Source organism: Novosphingobium sp. BL-52-GroH, from assembly GCF_044813085.1.
Classification (GTDB): Bacteria; Pseudomonadota; Alphaproteobacteria; order Sphingomonadales; family Sphingomonadaceae; genus Novosphingobium.
Map to the genome: position 1 here is coordinate 219,063 of NZ_CP171152.1, position 17,693 is coordinate 236,755.

The window sequence follows — 17,693 nt, forward strand, 5'->3', positions numbered from 1 at the left end:
TGCATGAAGAAGTGGACTTCGATCGCTGTTGCGGCGCTGATTTCGAGCGTGGCCATGCCGGTCGCAGCGGGTGCCGATGCCGGGGCGCAGCCCTCGGCGCAAGTCGCGCAACTGGTAAAATCGCTCAAGCCGCAGCAGGGCAAGTTCGCCATCGGCGAAGCTCATGCCACGCTGGACCTCGGCCAGACCTACGACTTCTACGACAAGGACGATGCGCGCAAGATCCTCGTCGACGTCTGGGGCAATCCGCCTGAAGCGGCCAAGAACGTGCTGGGCCTTGTCATGCCCGCCGGGGCCTCGCCGCTGTCCGACAGTTGGGGCGCGGTGGTGACCTACGAGGACACCGGCTTCGTGTCCGACGACGATGCGGCGGAGGTCGACTACGCCGCTCTGCTCAAGCAGATGCAGGAGGGCGAGGCGGAGCGCAACGAGCAGCGCAAGAAGCAGGGCTATCCCGAGATCCATCTCGCCGGCTGGGCGGAAACCCCCAGGTACGATGCGGCGACGCATTCGGTGGTCTGGGCGCAGGACCTCGCGTTTAGGGAAACCCCGGTGCATACGCTCAACTACGACGTGCGCACGCTCGGGCGCAAAGGCGTGCTGAGCATCAATTTCATCTCCGCGATGAGCCAGCTTCCCTCGATCCGGCAGGCGGCACAGGCGTTCACCACCCACGCCGCCTTCGACGCCGGATCGCGCTACACCGATTTCGACGCCTCGACCGACAAGGAAGCCGAGTTCGGCATCGGCGGGCTGATCGCTGCCGGCGTCGGCGTGGCGGCGGTCAAGAAACTGGGGCTGTTCGCGATCCTGCTCAAGTTCCTCAAGCCGATCCTGATCGCGGTGGTCGCGGGCTTTGCGGTGCTGCGCGGAAAGATCGCGGCGCTGTTCGGCCGAAAGCCCGCCCCGGAAGCGGAATGGGAGCAGTCCGAATCGGGAGAGTGACGGCGCAGGCGATGGCTCAGGCCATCGCGGCGAGCATCCACAGCGCCATGCCGACCATGAACAGGTTCTCGGTCAGCGAGACGAAGCCCAGCGGCACGTTGCCCGATCCGCCGACGCAGGCGCACTTCAACTCGCGCTTCTGCACGTAGACCGCGTAGAACACCGAGACCGCGCCGATCGTGCCGATCAACAGGCCCACCGGGATCGCCAGCCATGGCAGGACATGCGCCGCCATCAGCGCTCCGGTGGTCCATTCGAGGAACGGATAGGCATAGGCGTAGGGAACCCAGCGTTTCGCCAGCAGGTCGTAGCCCAGGAACATCGTCGAGAACTGTTCGACGTCCTGCAGCTTGAGCATGGCGAGCAGCATCATCGACATCGCCACGAACCACTCCGCCGCGCGGGGCGTCAAGGGCGTGCCGAACGCTGCCCAGCTCGCCGCCAGCGCGAGGCCGGCGCCAGTGGCGAACACCGCGAGGACCGGGCGGTAGGTCCTGGCATTGGGATCGGCGATCTTGAGCCCGAAACGGGCGCGCAAGTCGGTGTAGCCGCCGATGCGTTCGCCCCCGATGAAGGTCTGCGGCGTGGTTGCGACGCCGTGCTCGGCCTTGAAGGCATCGACCTGTTCCCGGTTGGTCAGCCAGTGGTCCTCGACCGCGTAGCCCTGCCGTTCGAGCAGGTATTTCGACTTCACGCCCCAGGGGCAGACGTGCTTGTCGAAGACCATGCGGTGGAGCACGGCGGTTCTTTCGGGCGTATGGTGCTGGGTCATGATGGAGGTTATAACCTCCGTACCATGGTACGGAGTCAAGCGTGGCCCTGACGATTTCAGAATTGGCCCGGTCGGGCGGTGTGGGCGTCGAGACAGTGCGGTTCTACCAGCGCAAGGGACTGTTGCGCGATCCGCGTCCCGGCGGGGCCGGCGGCGGTCACCGTCACTATGGCGAGGAGGACGTGCGGCGGCTCGGCTTCATCCGCTCGGCCAAGGCGGCGGGGTTCATCCTCGACGAAATCGCCGAACTGCTGGGGCTGGACGCCAGCGACGACCGCGCGCGGGCGCGGCAGATGGCCGAGGCACGGCTGGAGCACCTCGACCGGGAGATCGCGCAACTGGAACGGGCACGCGGTGCGCTCAGGCGCCTGGCGGCGGAGTGCGCCGGGGGTAGGGCAGGGCCATGCCCGATCATCGCGGCATTCGAGGAAGACCGGGCCTGCGCGAGGACGGCGTCGTCCCGGGGTTGACCCCGGGACCATGACAGATGCGGTCTGGTTCGCGTACAGACGTAACTTCGCAGTGCCTCATGGCGAGCTATCGCTTCGGCAGTACCTCGCGGCCCCGGATCAGGTCCGGGACGCTGCAAAGCTCACACGTTGAACTTGAAGTGCATCACGTCGCCGTCGTGCACGACGTATTCCTTGCCTTCCTGGCGCAGCTTGCCCGCTTCCTTGGCACCGGCCTCGCCGTTCAGCGACACGAAGTCGTCGTAGGCGATAGTCTCGGCGCGGATGAAGCCGCGCTGCATGTCGGAGTGGATGGTGCCGGCGGCGTCGGGGGCCTTGGCGCCCTTGTGGACGGTCCAGGCGCGCGCTTCCTTGGGGCCGACGGTGAAGAAGGTCAGCAATTCGAGCAATGCATAGCCGGCGCGGATGATGCGGGCGAGGCCGGCTTCGTGAAGCCCCATCTCCTCGAGGAAGACGAGACGGTCTTCCATCTCCATGCCGGTAAGCTCCGCCTCGATCGCGGCGGAGACGATGACGGCACTGGCGCCTTCGGCGGCGGCCTTCTCGAAGACGCGCTGGGAGAAGGCATTGCCTTCCGACGCCGCTTCCTCCTCGACGTTGCAGACGTAGAGTACCGGCTTGGCGGTCAGCAGCTGCGCCTGTGCGAAGACGCGCTCCTCGTCCTCGTCCTTGGGCCTGGTGAGGCGGGCGGGCTTGCCCTCGCGCAGCAGTTCGAGCGCTTGGCCGAGCACGGAGGCGATGATCTTGGCTTCCTTGTCGCCCTGCGTCGCCTTCTTCTGGGCGGCGGGAACGCGCTTTTCGAGGCTTTCGAGGTCGGAGAGCAGCAGTTCGGTCTCGACCGTCTCGGCATCGGCGATCGGGTCGATCTTGTTGTCGACGTGCTGAATGTCGTCGTTCTCGAAGCAGCGCAGGACGTGGATCACCGCGTCGACCTCGCGGATGTTGCCGAGGAACTGGTTCCCCAGGCCTTCACCCTTCGAGGCGCCGCGCACCAGGCCGGCGATGTCGACGAACGAAAGCTGCGTCGGGATGATCTTGGCCGAGCCGGCGATCGCGGCCAGCTTGTCGAGGCGCGGGTCGGGCACGCCGACCTGGCCGACGTTAGGCTCGATGGTGCAGAACGGATAGTTCGCCGCCTGCGCCGCCTGCGTCTCGGTCAGCGCATTGAACAAGGTCGACTTGCCGACATTGGGAAGGCCCACGATCCCGCAACGAAAACCCATCGAACACTCCGAAAACAAAAGATGCGGCCGAAAACGACCTTCGTGGCCGCGCCCATAGCGGCACTGCCGGGACTTGACCAGTTCGTCGGCCCAGTTCGTGGGCAAAGATGGGAGAGGTTGACGGAAATTTCAGGCCTTGCTCGGTAGGCTGACGGATATGAACCCCTCGATCCGCCTCGCCCTGCCGCTTGCGGCCCTCCTTGCGCTGGCCGGCTGCGGGAAGAGCCCGGAGCAATTGCTGGCCAGCGCGCGCGAGGCATTCGCTGCCGAGAACTACCAGCAGGCCCGGCTGGACCTGGCATCTGCGCTCAAGGACCGGCCCGAGGATCGGGAAATGCTGGCGCTGCTGGCCGAGACGCACTTGCGGCTGGGCGATCCGGATGCCGCCGAAGGAGCGCTGGAGCGGCTCGAGCGGGCCGGCGGGAAGGGGGCCGGGATCGCGCGGATGAAGGCGGAAGTTGCGCTGCTGCGGCAGGACCCGAAAGCGGCGTTGGCGTTGCTGGGCGACGACACCTCGCCCGATGGCTGGCGCCTGCGGGCCGAATGTCAGTTGGCGCTGGGAGACGACGAGGCCGCGCGGGCAGCGTTCGAGCAGGGCATGGCGACCGGAGGGGAGATTCGCATCGCCGCCTCTTACGGGCGTTACCTGCTGCAGGACGGCGACCTCGTGCGCGCCGCTTTCGTACTTGCGCGGCTGCAGGCCCTCGCTCCCCGGTCTTACGAAGCCTTGGTGATGGCGGGCGACCTTGCCGACGCGCAAGGGCGCGAGGATGCCGCCACGGCCGCCTACCGCAAGGCGGTGGATGCATTCCCCGACCGTGTGGCGCCGATGCTCGCCCTCGCCAACCAGTACGATGCGGCCGGCAAGGTCGACGAAGCGGCCGAACTGGTCGAACGGGCCGGCCGGATCGCCCCCGACGACCCCGAAGTCGACGAGCTGCGCTTCCAGTTCCTGTCCGAGAAGGGCGAATGGGAAAAGATCAGGCTGGCCCTACAGGGGCGCGAATCGAGCCTGGAGCCGGGTTCCGCGCTCAGCATGACCTATGGAGAGGCGCTGCTGCGCCTGAACCATCCCGAGCAGGCCCGGGTCATCTTCCGCCGCGCCGTGCTGGTGCTGCCGGGCAACCCCTATTCCCGCATGATGCTGGGCGAGGCGCAACTCGCTACGGGCGACGCGCAAGGGGCATGGGCGACGCTGGCACCACTGGCCGCCGGCACGCTCGCCCGGCCCGAAGTGCTGGAGCGCGCGGCACAGGCGGCGCGGGCGCTCGGTGCCCCCGAGGCACTGGACCTGCAGGCGCGGCTCGACCCGGCAAGGATCAAGGCGACGATGGCGCTGGTCGATCGCGGCGAGGCGGCGCTGGCCGGTCAGGACTGGAAAGCGGCTTCGGCGGTCTATCAGGAACTGCTGGGTCGGGGCCAGGACCCCGAAGTGCTCAAGCGCCTGGCCCTGGCGAAAAGCCAGCTCGGCGACGCGGCCACCGCGATTGCCTTGGCCGATCGCGCGGTCGCACTCGATCGCGACAATGCCGACTATCTCTACATGGCAGGCCTCGCGCGCCTCGACGCGGGGCGGGACCTGGCCGAGGCGCGGCGGCTGCTGGAGGCGGCGGCAACGGTCGATCCCCGCAACCGCGCCATAGCACGCGCGCTCAGGAAAGCTAAGGCCGCCGTCGGCTGATGCCGGCAGCGGCCTTGCGACCGGCTGTCGCGGGGACTGCATAGCCGGTCGATGCTGCGCAGCTTGCGTGCCTTGGCAGGCAAGCCGCCAGCGCGGAAGCGATCAGGCGTGGGCCTTGCGGCGACGGGCATAGGCCAGGCCGATGAGGCCGAGGCCGAGCATGCCGAGCATGCCGGGCTCGGGAACGGCGGTGCCGCCGGAAGAGGTGCTGGTCGTCGTGCCGCCCGAGGTGGTGGTCCCACCCGAGGTCGACGTGGTGGTGCCACCCGAGGTCGTGCCACCCGAGGTCGTGGTCGTGCCGCCAGAAGTGCTGGTGCTGGTCGTGGTGGTGCCGCCGCACTGCTTCGAACCGGACGAGTGGCCGCAGTTGCAGTAGTGCTTGTGGCTGCCGGCCTGTGCAGGCGCGCTCACCGCGATGGTGGCCGTCGTCGCGAGCGTCAGTGCGAGCAGAGTCTTGCGGATCATCGTAGTATTCCCCTGTTACCCGTGTTGGTTGACGATGTATAAGCAATCGCCATGCCAGACGAGGATTTCAGGGAGTTTTTCTGGTCAACCGAGTTTATAGTGCGGGAGTTTGTAAACTAACTCGACATCGGGCCGGTACGTTCGGAGATCGTTTGGAAATCCGGCCATCGCAGGATTAGCGCGCCGGTGCCGCGCCGAAAATACCATTCCGGCATTTTTCCGGGCAGGTTCTCACCCCTGCTGGCGCAACGCCACGTCGTTCATGAAGCGGGTGTCGTCGCCGCTGGCAAGGCGATCCGCTTCGGCGGCCACGGCGCCCAGCATGTCAGCGAGCGGGTCCATTTCGGCCTTGGCATAGTTGCCCAGCACGTACCCGCTGACGCGGTCCTTGTGGCCGGGATGGCCGATGCCCAGGCGCACGCGGCGGAATTCGGCGCCGAGGTGCTGGTCGATCGAGCGCAGCCCGTTGTGCCCGGCATGGCCTCCGCCCTGCTTCACCTTGACCTTGAAGGGGGCGAGGTCGAGTTCGTCGTGGAAGACGGTGAGGGCCGAGAGGTCGAGCTTGTAGAACCGCATCGCCTCGCCGACGGCGCGGCCGCTTTCGTTCATGAACGTCGCGGGCTTGAGCAGCAGCACCTTGTCTGTGCCGATGCGGCCTTCCTGGAGCCAGCCCTGGAACTTCTTCTGCACCGGCCCGAAGCGATGGATGTCGGCAATCGCATCCGCGACCATGAAGCCGACGTTGTGCCGGTTGAAAAGGTATTGCGGGCCGGGATTGCCCAGGCCGACCCAGAGCTGCGTGGGCATTTGATCTGTTCCTCTTCTCCCTCTTCCTCTTCAGAGGAGGGGAGCGAGACTTGGCAGCTTGCTGCCTAGTCGCAGCGGGGTGGTGGCTCGCCGGACGCTGCGCGCATGCGGCGAGCCACCACCCCCAGCCCCCTCGTCTGAAGAGAAGGGGACGAAAAAGAAAAAGCCCTTCCCGCGCACCGGATCGCCGGGGCGGGAAGGGCCTTTTCGTAACCGTCGAGGCCTTATTCGGCTTCGGCAGCCTCTTCGCCGCCGGCGCTGCGCAGGGCCGAGGGAGCAGCGATCGTCGCGATCGTGAAGTCACGATCCGAAATTGCGCTCTCGACACCCTTGGGCAGCTTGACGTGGCTGAAGTGGATCGACTCGCCCAGGTCGAAGCCGGTCACGTCGATGGCGATCTCGTGCGGGATCTTCTCGGCGTCGCAGACCAGTTCGAGTTCGTGGCGAACGATGTTGAGCACGCCGCCGCGCTTCAGGCCCGGCGAGGCTTCCTCGTTCTCGAACACGACGGGCACGTTGACGTGCACGGTCGCGCCCTTGACGACGCGCAGGAAGTCGACGTGGAGCGGACGGTCGGAGACGGGGTGGAACGCCACGTCCTTGGGCTGCGTACGGTAGGTCTTGCCACCGACTTCGACTTCGACGATCGAGTTGAAGAAGTGGCCGGTGCCGAGCTGGCGGGCCAGTTCCTTCAGCTCGAGGTGGATGGCAAGGGGTTCTTCCTTGCCGCCGTAGATCACAGCGGGGACGCGACCATTACGACGCAGTTCACGGGAGGCTCCCTTGCCAGCCCGTTCACGCGTCTCGGCCGGCAGGTTAAGCGTATCGCTCATGGAACGTGCCTTTCGAAAAACTGGATTGAATTTCGATGCGCTGCCGCTCATCGGCCACGCACCGCCCGTCACGCCTCCAGGGATGACCACGACGGGAAGGCGCGGCCCTTAGCGGCAAGAGGGTCGAAATGCAAGCGGCGAGCGGTCATTCCACCCGGGTGACGGTCAGCCCCTGCGCGGTCAGCATCGCCGGCAACCCCTGCGGCCCGGCCATGTGCGCGGCGCCGACCGCGACGAACGGCTTCTGCCCCGCCTCCAGTGCCTGTGCGATGCGCCCGCTCCAGCGCCGGTTGCGGCCGGTGAACAGGACTTCGCGCAGCTCGGGATCGGCGAGCAAGCCCGAGCGGGTCTCCTGCTCGATCGCCTTCATGTCGCCGGTGCGCCAGCTTCCGGCGAGGTCGCGGTCGGGCGCGGCGGCTTCGGCGACGACGGCGGCCAGGAGATCGCGCTGCTCGCTTTCGGGCAGGGCGTCGAACAGGCCGAGTTGCGCCGCGGCGCCTTCCAGTTCGACTACCGGGCGCCGGCCTGCCGAGGCGATCACCGCCCGGTCGACGCCGTTGCGCGCGTCGGCATCTTCTGAGCCGGCGCGCGCCAGCGTGAGCGCGGCGGCCCAGGTGTCCATCGCGGCGAAGTCGCCGTCGGCATGGCCGCTCTTCTCCAGCAGCGCGGCGAGGGCGGGGCGGTCTTTCGCCGCGACGCGACGCGACAGCGGCGGCTCTCCCTCGCTGCGTGCTAGTCGGGCGAACGTCGCAGCGACGTCCGCCTCGTCGGCGAGGTTGCCTACTTCGACGAGAATCGCGCCCGACTGCTTCAGCGCGCCGTCCACTGCCGGGGTGCGCCATTCGAGCGGGCGGTCGGAGGAATGGATCGTTCCGAACAGCCAGCCTTCGTGGCCGTGCCCGTCCTCGATGCGCCAGAGCGCCGGATGGGCCTGACGCGGCGCGGGCGAGCAGGCGAACAGGGCCAGCGGCAGAAGATATCCGAAACGGCGCATCGCGGCTTACTGCACCCGGGTCGAGGCGACGCCGGCGGCGGCGAGTTGCTCCTGCACGCTCCCCGCGCCGGCCAGGTGCCCCGCACCCACCGCGACGAACACGGTGCCGGGCCGGTCGAGCCGCGCCTCGAGCCACTTCGCCCAGGCGACGTTGCGATCGGTGATGAGGACCTTGCGCATCTGCGGGTCGCTCTCGTCCTCGTTGAGAAGCTGGGCGAGGTGGTCCGCGTCGCCCGCCTTCCAGGCCGCGACCATGGCGTCGATGTCCGCCTTGACGGTCGGCAGCGCCTCGATCACTTCGCCGAGATAGGCGCGCTGGGTCGCTTCGGGCAGCGTGTCGAACAGGTCGATCTGGTATTCGGCCGTCTCGAAGGCGTGGTTGACGAGGTGGCGTGTCCGGGCCCGTGCGGCGACCTGCCCGTCGATGCCGCTCTCGGTGTTGTAGCCCGCCGCCTTGAGCGGGATCAGCGTGAGCATCAGCGCGGCTAGCCAGGTGTCGTTACGGTCGAAAGCCTCGGGCGGCAGACCGATCGCCGCCATCGCCTGCTCGTAGGCCTTGCGCTGCGGCTCGGAAAGCGCGGCGCGCAGGGTCCTGCCGTCCTCGCGCAGGCTTTTGCGGGTGATGACCTCCTGCGACTGCGCGACGTCGTCCATCGGAATTTCGGTCACCAGTTCCTGCGCCGCGTCGAAGGCGGCGGCGACCGGGCCGGTGTGCCAGTCGACCTCCTCGGGCAGGACGTGGATCGTGCCGAACAGCCAGATCGTCGTATCCGCGTCCGCGACCTTCCACAGCGCGGGCTTCGCGGCGGGAGGGGAAACGGGCGCCGCCGCCGCGACCGGCGCGGGTGCGTCGGCCAGTGCGGGAATGGTCGGGAGGATGGCGAAAGCGCAGGCTGCGGCGCGCAGCCAGATCGGGAGGCAACTCATGACGCGACCTGTGGGCCAGATCGCCGGATTGCGCAATCGGGCCGGGCTGCGAAACGATATGTCGGCGGCGAGCCCGTCCCACCGCTTTGCGCGGTTGATTTGGCAGGCCCGATCCGCCAAAGGCCGGCCAGCCAAGACATTCACGGAAAAACGATGACCGCCGCGCCACAGGCTGCCGATCAGCCGCTCAGCTTCCAGGACATGATCCTGACGCTCCACAATTTCTGGAGCGCGCAAGGGTGCCTGATCCTGCAGCCCTACGACATGCGCATGGGCGCGGGCACGTTCCACCCGGCCACCACCCTGCGAGCGCTCGGTCCGGAACCGTGGAAGGCTGCCTACGTGCAGCCTTCGCGCCGCCCGACCGACGGCCGCTACGGCAAGAACCCGAACCGGCTGCAGCATTACTACCAGTACCAGGTGATCCTCAAGCCGAACCCCGAGAACCTCCAGGAGCTGTACCTCCAGAGCCTCGCGGCGATCGGCGTCGATCCCTTGGCGCATGACATCCGCTTCGTCGAGGACGACTGGGAGAGCCCCACGCTGGGGGCCTGGGGCCTGGGCTGGGAAGTGTGGTGCGACGGGATGGAAGTGACGCAGTTCACTTACTTCCAGCAAATGGGCGGGTTCGACTGCAAGCCGGTCGCGGGCGAGCTGACCTACGGCCTCGAGCGCCTGGCGATGTACATCCAGAACGTCGATTGGGTCTACGACCTCCGGTTCAACAACGAAGGCGTCAGCTACGGCGACGTGTTCCTCGCCAACGAACAGCAGCAATCGAAGTACAACTTCGAGATCGCCGACACGGACTCGCTGTTCGCCGGCTTCAAGGCCGCGGAGGCCGAATGCGTGCGCTGCATCGAGGCGCAAGTCCCGCTCGCCGCCTACGACCAGGCGATCGAGGCCAGCCACCTGTTCAACCTGCTGCAGGCACGCGGCGTGATCTCGGTTCAGGAGCGCGCCAGCTACATGGCCCGCGTGCGCGACCTCGCCAAGGGATCGTGCCAGGCCTGGATCGACATCAACAAGGAGCGCTGGGAAGCCAAGTTCCCGGGGTGGAGCGTATGACCGACTTCCTTCTCGAACTGCGCTGCGAGGAAATCCCGGCCCGGATGCAGGCCGGTGCGCGCGCCGATCTGGAAAAGCTGTTCCGCAAGGAAATGGGCGCGGCCGGCGTCACGCTGGGCGAGGTCACGGTGTGGTCGACCCCGCGCCGCCTCGCGCTGATCGCGAAGGCGCTGCCCGAGACCACCGAGGCCGTCAGCGAAGAGACCAAGGGCCCCGCCACCAGCGCGCCGGAGCAGGCGCTCGAAGGTTTCCTGCGCAAGACGGGCCTGACGAAGGACCAGCTCGAAGTCCGCGACGTCAAGGGCAAGGACACCTACTTCGCCGTCGTCGAAAAGCCCGGCCGCTCCGTGCGGGACGTGCTGGCCGAAGCGATCCCGGCGATCGTGCGCGCATTCCCCTGGCCCAAGTCGCAGCGCTGGGGCGCCGCCTCGATCAGCACCGAATCGCTGCGCTGGGTGCGCCCGCTGTCGGGCATCGTCGCGATCCTGGGCGAGGACCTCGTCGAGTGCGAAGTCGGGGGCATCCGTTCGGGCTATGCCACCCGCGGCCACCGCTTCCACGCGCCGGGCGAGATCACCATCGGCGGCGCGCACGACTATGCGAGCAAGCTGTCGGCCTGCCACGTCATCGTCGACCACGCCGAACGCCAGGACCTGATCCGCGACGAGGCCCGCAATGCCGCCGCCGCCGCCGGCCTCGTGCTGGTCGAGGACGAGGGGCTGGTGATCGAGAACGCCGGCCTCACCGAATGGCCGGTGCCGCTGCTGGGCCGCTTCGACGAGGCGTTCCTCGACGTGCCGCCCGAAGTGATCCAGCTCACCGCGCGCGTGAACCAGAAGTATTTCGTGTGCGAGCAGGACGGCAAGCTCGCCAACGCCTTCGTGTGCACCGCCAACATCCATGCGGTCGACGGCGGCGAGGGGATCGTCGCGGGCAACCGCAAGGTCCTCGCCGCGCGCCTCTCCGACGCCCGCTTCTTCTGGGAGCAGGACAAGAAGACCGCCCTTTCGGACCACGCGAAGAAGCTGGGCCGCATCACCTTCCACGAAAAGCTGGGCACCGTCGCCGACAAGGTCGAGCGCGTCGCCAAGCTGGCCGAGTGGTTGGCGAGCGAGGGGATCGTCCCGAATTGCGACCCGGCGCTGGCCCGCCAGGCGGCAGACCTGTGCAAGGCGGACCTCGTCACCGAGATGGTCGGCGAGTTCCCCGAACTCCAAGGCCTGATGGGTGGCTACTATGCTCGCGCCGAGGGCCTGCCCGACGCCGTAGCCGACGCCATCCGCGACCACTACAAGCCGGTGGGACAGGGCGACGACGTGCCGACCGCGTCCGTGACAGTGGCGGTTGCGCTGGCGGACAAGCTGGATACGTTGGTTGGGTTCTTCCTGATTGATCAACGACCAACCGGTTCGCGCGACCCCTTCGCTTTGCGCCGTGCCGCGCTTGGCATTCTTGAAATCTTCGGCAGGAACGGTCTGAGGGTATCGCTTTGGGAAGCGATTGCCAAAAGCCTGGCAACTTTTGCGACCCAGATGCTGTCCGAAAGCACGCCGGAGACCGATTACCTTGCGCATCAGGCTGCGCAAAAATCCGTATTTACGACCATCCCAGACTTCTTCGCCGACCGCCTCAAGGTCCAGCAACGCGAAGCGGGCGTCCGCCACGACCTGATCGACGCGGTCTTCGCGCTTGGCGGTGAGGACGACCTCGTCCGCCTGCTCGCTCGCGTCCATGCGCTTCAGGCCTTCGTCGCCACCGAGGACGGCACCAATCTCCTCGCCGGCTACAAGCGCGCTGCCAACATCCTGCGCAAGGAGGACTGGAAGGCCGAGGTCGCCGAGCCGTCGGCCCATCCGCAGACCGGCGACGAGGACCCGCTGGAGAACGTCGACGATCCCGACATGCAGGAAGTCTACGCCGCCGCCAGGAACCCGCGCCGGGCGCTGTCCTACTTGCCCGAGACGGCCGAGAAGGCGCTGATCGATGCCCTTGATGCCGCGGAACCGCAGGCCGCTTCCGCAGTTGCGGGAGAGGATTTCGCCGGCGCCATGCGTGCACTTGCCTCGCTGCGCGCGCCGATCGACGGTTTCTTTGACCAGGTGACAGTCAACGATACGGACGCCAACAAACGATATTCTCGTCTTGCATTGCTTGATCGTTTTCGTGCTGCAGTGCACAACGTAGCAGATTTCTCGCGGATCGAGGGGTAGGAGGATTCCCCCTTGGTTCGTTCAACTTGCGCAAATCCTGTACAGGAAAGTTAGGGGATAGATGGTTACGCAGGTCTACACGTTCGGCGGTGGGGTAAAGCACGAAGACCCCCGCTCGCGCGACAAGGTCATCACGGGCGGCAAGGGCGCCAACCTGGCGGAAATGGCCGGGATCGGCCTGCCGGTGCCCCCGGGCTTCACCATCACCACCGAGGAGTGCGTCAAGTATCTCGTCGACGGTGGTGCGTTCTCCGACCAGCTGCGCGCCGACGTGGCCGAGGCGCTGACCCACATCGAGAAGACCGTCGGCAAGAACTTCGGCGATGCCGCCGACCCGCTGCTGGTCTCGGTCCGCTCGGGCGCGCGCGTCTCGATGCCGGGCATGATGGACACCGTCCTGAACCTGGGCCTGAACGACGAAACCGTCGAAGGCCTGGTCGCGACGTCGGGCGACGACCGCTTCGCCTGGGATTCCTATCGCCGCTTCATCCAGATGTATTCCGACGTCGTCCTAGGCGTCGAGCACCACCTGTTCGAGGAAGCGCTCGAGATCGCCAAGGAAGACAACGGCTACGACAACGACGTCGAACTGACCGCGGCCGACTGGAAGAAGATCGTCGCGCAGTACAAGACGATCGTCGAGAGCGCACTGGGCCACCCGTTCCCGCAGGACCCGCAGGCACAGCTCTGGGGTGCCATCCAGGCCGTTTTCGATTCGTGGGATTCCGACCGCGCCAAGGTCTATCGCCGTCTGAACGACATTCCCGGCGGCTGGGGAACGGCCGTCAACGTGCAGGCCATGGTCTTCGGCAACATGGGCGACACCTCGGCCACCGGCGTCGCGTTCACCCGCGACCCTGCGACCGGCGAGAAGGCCTACTACGGCGAATGGCTGGTCAACGCGCAGGGCGAGGATGTCGTCGCCGGCATCCGCACCCCGCAGTACCTGACCAAGGCCGCGCGCGAGCGTGCCGGCGCCAAGCCGCTGTCGATGGAAGAAGCGATGCCGGGCGCCTATGGCGAACTGGCAGCGGTGTTCGAGCTGCTCGAAAAGCACTACCGCGACATGCAGGACATCGAGTTCACCGTCGAGCGCAACAAGCTGTGGATGCTGCAGACCCGGTCGGGCAAGCGCACCGCCAAGGCCGCGCTCAAGATGGCGGTCGACATGGTCGAGGAAGGCCTGATCGACGAGGCGACCGCGATCAAGCGCATCGATCCGATGGCGCTCGACCAGTTGCTGCACCCCACGCTCGACCCCAAGGCCGCGCGCGACGTGCTTGGCAAGGGCCTGCCGGCCTCGCCGGGTGCGGCTTCGGGTGCGATCGTGCTCGATGCCGACACCGCCGAGAAGCGCGCCGAGCGCGGCGACGCCGTCGTCCTGGTGCGCGTCGAGACCTCGCCCGAGGACATCCACGGCATGCACGCCGCAAAGGGCATCCTGACCGCGCGCGGCGGCATGACCAGCCACGCCGCCGTCGTGGCGCGCGGCATGGGCCGTCCTTGCGTCTCGGGCGCCTCTGGCCTGTCGATCGACATGAAGACCCGCACCCTGCGGATCGGTAACCGCGAGCTGAAGGAGGGTGACGTCATCACCCTCGACGGTTCGACGGGCGAGATCATGGCCGGCGAAGTGCCGACCATCGAACCCGAGCTGGCCGGCGACTTCGCGACGCTGATGGTCTGGGCCGACAAGCACCGCCGCATGAAAGTGCGCACCAATGCCGAGACCCCGGCCGACTGCCGCATGGCGCGCCAGTTCGGCGCCGAAGGCATCGGCCTGTGCCGCACCGAGCACATGTTCTTCGATGCCGGCCGCATTTCGGCCGTGCGCCAGATGATCCTCGCCGAAGACGAGGCCGGCCGCCGCGCCGCCCTTGCCAAGCTGCTGCCGGAACAGCGCGCGGACTTCCAGTCGATCTTCGAGGTGATGGCGGGCCTGCCCGTTACCATCCGCCTGCTCGACCCGCCGCTGCACGAGTTCCTGCCGCACAGCGATGCCGAGTTCGCCGAGCTTTCGGACACCATCGGCATCGGCGTCGACACGCTCAAGCGCCGCGCGGACGAACTCCACGAGTTCAACCCGATGCTCGGCCACCGTGGCTGCCGCCTCGGCATCACCTTCCCCGAGATCTACGAGATGCAGGCCCGCGCCATCTTCGAGGCAGCCTGCGACGTCGCAGCCGCATCGGGCGAGGCGATCGTGCCCGAAGTGATGATCCCGCTCGTCGCCACCAAGCGCGAGCTGGAAATCCTCAAGAAGGTCGTCGACGAAGCTGCCGCCAAGGTGTTCGCCGAGAAGGGCACCACGCTCGAATACCTCGTCGGCACCATGATCGAGCTGCCGCGCGCGGCGCTGATGGCGGGCGAGATCGCGGAAGAAGCCAAGTTCTTCTCGTTCGGCACCAACGACCTGACGCAGACCACGCTGGGCGTTTCGCGCGACGATGCCGCGCGCTTCCTCAGCCCCTACGTGGAGAAGGGCATCTACCCGCGCGATCCGTTCGTCAGCCTCGACATCGAAGGTGTCGGCCAGCTCGTCGAACTGGCAGCAGAACGCGGCCGCGCCACTTATGCCGCGATCAAGCTCGGCATCTGCGGCGAGCACGGCGGCGACCCGGCCTCGATCGCGTTCTGCGAGAAGGTGGGCCTCGACTACGTCAGCGCCTCGCCCTACCGCGTGCCGATCGCGCGCTTGGCAGCAGCGCAGGCCGCGCTGGGCTAAGAGAAATACCCGTCGTCCCCGGGCCAGGCCGGGGACGACGGCTCCGTACCTGCGTCGTCCCGGATCAAGCCGGGCTCACGACGTTCCGTGTTTCCAGCCAGATAGCGTCAATATCTCGAACCGTTCCACGGTGCGCCCATCCTCGCCGGCTGCCGCAAAGGCGGCGCGCGCGCGGGCCAGCGCGGTCTTGCCCAGCGCCGGGCCCGGATCGGCAAGCACGTTCGACAGCCCTTGCGCGCGCACGTCACCCACCAGCCGCTCGAGGCTGCGGAAACCGACGTCGACCGAGCGATGGTCGGTCACGGGGTCGGCGAACAGGGTGCGTTGCAGAAGCTGCGCGCCTGAACGCGCATCGACGGTGGGGTGGACGCGCGGGGCGGGCCGCTCCGCGTCGGCTGCGAGCATGACTTCGCGCAGCACCGGCAGGCTGCCCGACGACAGGAAGCTGGCGATCATCAGGCCGCCCGCGTTCAGCGCCTTGCGGATGTGCACCAGCGCGCCGGGGAGGTCGTTGACGGTGTCGAGGGTGCCGAGGCTGGCGACGAAGTCGAAGCCGTCGAACGGGTAGGGCTCTTCTTCCGCGAAGCCGGACCCCGGTTCGACCTCGGTGACGGCGACGCAGCCGGCCCGCAGCGTCGGGGCGAGAGCGCCGGAGTAGTCGCCGATCACCAGCGCCGTCTTCGGTTCGAAGCGCAGGAACGACAGGCGTTCGAGCACGTCCTCGACCATGTCGTCGATGAGGTAGCGCGCCGCGTCGGGGCCTTGCTGGAGGGCCATCATGCGCCGGCGCGCGGCGATGCGGCGGTGGGGGGAGAAGATGCGGGGGGGAGCCTTGCTTGCCATGCGCTTCCCCTGCCGCGTCGATGAAATTCTGGCAACCGCTTGTGACGCGCGGTCGGGGCGATAGCATCGCGCCATGCCGGATCGTACCATGTCCATCGGCGGGGCGCTCCTGCCGCTTTTCGATCTCCTGTACCCGCCGCGTTGCCCGCTGTGCGGGGCGGGTATCGCCGCGCAGACCGGACTGTGCATGGACTGCTGGTCGACCCTGGCGATCCCCGGCGATCCGTCCTGCCGGGCCTGCGGCCGTCCGTTCGGCGAGGCCATGCCCGAAGGGGGCACTTGCGTTCCCTGCCTGGCCGATCCGCCGCGCCATGCCGGGATCGCCGCCGGTACGCTCTACAACGACACCTCGCGCAAGCTCGTCCTCGCACTCAAGCACGGCAACCGGCTGGCGCTAGCGCCGATGATGGCCGGCCTGATCGTACCCAAGCTCTCGTTCGTCGACGGTGCCTGGCTGGTGGTGCCGGTGCCGCTGCACCGCTGGCGGCTGTGGAAGCGCGGCTACAACCAGGCGGCGGAACTGGGGCGCCACGTCGCCCGGCGCACCGGCGCACGGCTCTGCGTCGATGCCCTGGAGCGGCGCAAGCCGACGCCGTCGCTGGGTGGCCTCGGCAAGCTTGCGCGCAAGCGGGTGCTGTCGGGTGCGATCGGGGTGCGCGCCGGGCGCGCGGCCACGCTCAAGGGCGTGAGCGTGGTGCTGGTCGACGACGTCCTGACCAGCGGGGCGACCAGCAATGCCTGCGTATCCGCGCTGCGACGGGCCGGCGCCGAGAAGGTGGTGGTCGCCTGCTTTGCCCGCGTGCTCGACGAAGCGCTGGACGCAACCTAGCCTGGTGTGGGCAGGTTCCGGCGGCCGCAAAGCGCGAGCAAGCGGGGTTTCGCCGAGCGGCGCTTCCCCCTTATCTGACGAGGAGGGCTCCGACGACCGCAACGCCTCATCGCGGCCAAGGCTTGGATAAGGCTTCCAGCTGCGAGCACGGGGACCACCAGCAAGAGGATCACCAACGAAAACGCCCGGAACTTGTGGTTCCGGGCGTCCTCGTGACGAAACTGTTGGACCCTGCTTGCGCAGTTCGGCTGTGCCCCTGGACTCGCCTGGCCCGATCCCTCATTGATCGCATTCCCTGAACCGTGGCGCGTTTATGTCAGGTTCGTATCCATTTCAGACACTTGCCTGCGAGCGACCTGTGGGTCAGTAGCAGCCCCCCAGCTGCAAGTACAAAATTCATCGAATCGGCCTTTTTGGAAAGAGGATTCGGCGGGTAAGGTGGATTTTGACGCTGTGCTGTGGTTATCCTGCAACAATACTTTACCACGAGCCAAATCAGGGAAATCTCCGAAATGTCAGACGTGACGGCCGCCGAGCGGGAACTGGGTACGGCGTTTCTGCCGCGTTTCGACGCGCAGGGCCTGTTGATCGCGATCGCGGTGGATGCCGCGACCCGGGAAATCCTGATGGTCGCCTACATGGATGCCGAGGCGCTGGCGAAGACGCGCGAGACCGGGCTGGCGCATTTCCATTCGCGTTCGCGGGGCCGGCTTTGGCTCAAGGGCGAGACCTCGGGGCACTTCCTGCGGGTGGCGGAAATCCGCGTCGACTGCGATCAGGATGCGCTCGAGCTGCGGGTAAGGCCGGAAGGGCCGGCCTGCCACACCGGCGCGCCGAGTTGCTTCTATCGCCGGCTCGAAGGCGATGGGCTGGAGCGGCTCCAGCCCTGATGCTCGCGTTT

General features: G+C 67.4%; 16 protein-coding genes. 8 read left to right on the forward strand and 8 right to left on the reverse strand.

From position 1 onward, the window contains the following. Window positions 1-3: 3 nt before the first annotated feature. Window positions 4-945: a DUF2167 domain-containing protein gene (locus ACFFDA_RS13660; RefSeq protein ID WP_404480999.1), complete on the forward strand. Its 942-nt coding sequence runs from the start codon at window positions 4-6 to the stop codon at window positions 943-945. 16 nt (window positions 946-961) lie between these two features. On the opposite strand, the gene ACFFDA_RS13665 is transcribed toward ACFFDA_RS13660, so the two are convergent. Then, window positions 962-1,717 (reverse strand): MauE/DoxX family redox-associated membrane protein, encoded by a 756-nt coding sequence (locus ACFFDA_RS13665; protein WP_404481000.1) that lies wholly within the window; start codon window positions 1,715-1,717, stop codon window positions 962-964. A 41-nt stretch (window positions 1,718-1,758) separates the two neighbouring features. On the opposite strand from ACFFDA_RS13665, the gene ACFFDA_RS13670 reads away from it, so the two are divergent. After that, entirely contained in the window at window positions 1,759-2,187 is a 429-nt protein-coding gene (locus ACFFDA_RS13670) for a MerR family transcriptional regulator (protein WP_404481001.1), read from the forward strand. Between the two features lie 122 nt (window positions 2,188-2,309). Here ACFFDA_RS13670 and ychF read toward each other — a convergent pair whose 3' ends face one another. Beyond that, a complete protein-coding gene (ychF, locus tag ACFFDA_RS13675) occupies window positions 2,310-3,410 on the reverse strand; it encodes a redox-regulated ATPase YchF (protein ID WP_404481002.1) in 1,101 nt (366 codons plus the stop codon). A gap of 157 nt (window positions 3,411-3,567) precedes the next feature. Here ychF and ACFFDA_RS13680 point away from each other — a divergent pair, with 157 nt between their 5' ends. Next, a complete protein-coding gene (locus ACFFDA_RS13680) occupies window positions 3,568-5,091 on the forward strand; it encodes a tetratricopeptide repeat protein (protein WP_404481003.1) in 1,524 nt (507 codons plus the stop codon). A gap of 102 nt (window positions 5,092-5,193) precedes the next feature. Here ACFFDA_RS13680 and ACFFDA_RS13685 read toward each other — a convergent pair whose 3' ends face one another. The 5 genes from ACFFDA_RS13685 to ACFFDA_RS13705 all read right to left on the reverse strand — a co-directional run bounded on the left by ACFFDA_RS13685 (window position 5,194) and on the right by ACFFDA_RS13705 (window position 9,117). Beyond that, window positions 5,194-5,556 carry a PEP-CTERM sorting domain-containing protein gene (locus tag ACFFDA_RS13685; RefSeq protein WP_404481004.1) on the reverse strand — a complete coding sequence of 121 codons (363 nt, stop codon included), beginning with the start codon at window positions 5,554-5,556 and terminating at the stop codon, window positions 5,194-5,196. Window positions 5,557-5,787: 231 nt separating this feature from the next. After that, entirely contained in the window at window positions 5,788-6,363 is a 576-nt protein-coding gene (pth, locus tag ACFFDA_RS13690) for an aminoacyl-tRNA hydrolase (RefSeq protein ID WP_404481005.1), read from the reverse strand. A gap of 224 nt (window positions 6,364-6,587) precedes the next feature. Next, a complete protein-coding gene (locus ACFFDA_RS13695) occupies window positions 6,588-7,196 on the reverse strand; it encodes a 50S ribosomal protein L25/general stress protein Ctc (protein WP_404481006.1) in 609 nt (202 codons plus the stop codon). 145 nt (window positions 7,197-7,341) lie between these two features. Further along, window positions 7,342-8,190 carry a TraB/GumN family protein gene (locus tag ACFFDA_RS13700; RefSeq protein ID WP_404481007.1) on the reverse strand — a complete coding sequence of 283 codons (849 nt, stop codon included), beginning with the start codon at window positions 8,188-8,190 and terminating at the stop codon, window positions 7,342-7,344. A 6-nt stretch (window positions 8,191-8,196) separates the two neighbouring features. Further along, entirely contained in the window at window positions 8,197-9,117 is a 921-nt protein-coding gene (locus ACFFDA_RS13705) for a TraB/GumN family protein (RefSeq protein WP_404481008.1), read from the reverse strand. A 153-nt stretch (window positions 9,118-9,270) separates the two neighbouring features. On the opposite strand from ACFFDA_RS13705, the gene ACFFDA_RS13710 reads away from it, so the two are divergent. The 3 genes from ACFFDA_RS13710 to ppdK all read left to right on the forward strand — a co-directional run bounded on the left by ACFFDA_RS13710 (window position 9,271) and on the right by ppdK (window position 15,120). Further along, window positions 9,271-10,185 (forward strand): glycine--tRNA ligase subunit alpha, encoded by a 915-nt coding sequence (locus tag ACFFDA_RS13710; protein WP_404481009.1) that lies wholly within the window; start codon window positions 9,271-9,273, stop codon window positions 10,183-10,185. Beyond that, window positions 10,182-12,395 (forward strand): glycine--tRNA ligase subunit beta, encoded by a 2,214-nt coding sequence (gene glyS / locus ACFFDA_RS13715; RefSeq protein WP_404481010.1) that lies wholly within the window; start codon window positions 10,182-10,184, stop codon window positions 12,393-12,395. The genes ACFFDA_RS13710 and glyS overlap by 4 nt, the downstream gene beginning before the upstream one ends. Window positions 12,396-12,456: 61 nt before the next feature. Then, window positions 12,457-15,120, forward strand: coding sequence for a pyruvate, phosphate dikinase (ppdK, locus tag ACFFDA_RS13720; RefSeq protein WP_404481011.1), 2,664 nt, complete (start codon window positions 12,457-12,459; stop codon window positions 15,118-15,120). 75 nt (window positions 15,121-15,195) lie between these two features. Here the strand turns inward: ppdK and ACFFDA_RS13725 are convergent, their stop codons facing one another. Then, complete coding sequence (locus tag ACFFDA_RS13725) at window positions 15,196-15,963, reverse strand: methyltransferase domain-containing protein (protein ID WP_404481012.1); 768 nt, start codon at window positions 15,961-15,963, stop codon at window positions 15,196-15,198. An 88-nt stretch (window positions 15,964-16,051) separates the two neighbouring features. Between ACFFDA_RS13725 and ACFFDA_RS13730 the strand changes: the two genes are divergently transcribed. Further along, window positions 16,052-16,792, forward strand: a complete 741-nt coding sequence (locus tag ACFFDA_RS13730; RefSeq protein WP_404482751.1) for a double zinc ribbon domain-containing protein — start codon at window positions 16,052-16,054, stop codon at window positions 16,790-16,792. A gap of 512 nt (window positions 16,793-17,304) precedes the next feature. Continuing rightward, entirely contained in the window at window positions 17,305-17,682 is a 378-nt protein-coding gene (gene hisI / locus ACFFDA_RS13735; RefSeq protein WP_404481013.1) for a phosphoribosyl-AMP cyclohydrolase, read from the forward strand. Window positions 17,683-17,693: the final 11 nt, after the last annotated feature.

Excerpts from the sequence above, each read along its gene's own strand:
- ACFFDA_RS13660 (WP_404480999.1), top strand. The coding sequence starts at position 4 with ATGAAGAAGTGGACTTCGATCGCTGTTGCGGCGCTGATTTCGAGCGTG.
- ACFFDA_RS13665 (WP_404481000.1), bottom strand. The coding sequence starts at position 1,717 with ATGACCCAGCACCATACGCCCGAAAGAACCGCCGTGCTCCACCGCATG.
- ychF (WP_404481002.1), bottom strand. The coding sequence starts at position 3,410 with ATGGGTTTTCGTTGCGGGATCGTGGGCCTTCCCAATGTCGGCAAGTCG.
- ACFFDA_RS13680 (WP_404481003.1), top strand. The coding sequence starts at position 3,568 with ATGAACCCCTCGATCCGCCTCGCCCTGCCGCTTGCGGCCCTCCTTGCG.
- ACFFDA_RS13685 (WP_404481004.1), bottom strand. The coding sequence starts at position 5,556 with ATGATCCGCAAGACTCTGCTCGCACTGACGCTCGCGACGACGGCCACC.
- pth (WP_404481005.1), bottom strand. The coding sequence starts at position 6,363 with ATGCCCACGCAGCTCTGGGTCGGCCTGGGCAATCCCGGCCCGCAATAC.
- ACFFDA_RS13695 (WP_404481006.1), bottom strand. The coding sequence starts at position 7,196 with ATGAGCGATACGCTTAACCTGCCGGCCGAGACGCGTGAACGGGCTGGC.
- ACFFDA_RS13700 (WP_404481007.1), bottom strand. The coding sequence starts at position 8,190 with ATGCGCCGTTTCGGATATCTTCTGCCGCTGGCCCTGTTCGCCTGCTCG.
- ACFFDA_RS13705 (WP_404481008.1), bottom strand. The coding sequence starts at position 9,117 with ATGAGTTGCCTCCCGATCTGGCTGCGCGCCGCAGCCTGCGCTTTCGCC.
- ACFFDA_RS13710 (WP_404481009.1), top strand. The coding sequence starts at position 9,271 with ATGACCGCCGCGCCACAGGCTGCCGATCAGCCGCTCAGCTTCCAGGAC.
- glyS (WP_404481010.1), top strand. The coding sequence starts at position 10,182 with ATGACCGACTTCCTTCTCGAACTGCGCTGCGAGGAAATCCCGGCCCGG.
- ppdK (WP_404481011.1), top strand. The coding sequence starts at position 12,457 with ATGGTTACGCAGGTCTACACGTTCGGCGGTGGGGTAAAGCACGAAGAC.
- ACFFDA_RS13725 (WP_404481012.1), bottom strand. The coding sequence starts at position 15,963 with ATGGCAAGCAAGGCTCCCCCCCGCATCTTCTCCCCCCACCGCCGCATC.
- ACFFDA_RS13730 (WP_404482751.1), top strand. The coding sequence starts at position 16,052 with ATGTCCATCGGCGGGGCGCTCCTGCCGCTTTTCGATCTCCTGTACCCG.
- hisI (WP_404481013.1), top strand. The coding sequence starts at position 17,305 with ATGTCAGACGTGACGGCCGCCGAGCGGGAACTGGGTACGGCGTTTCTG.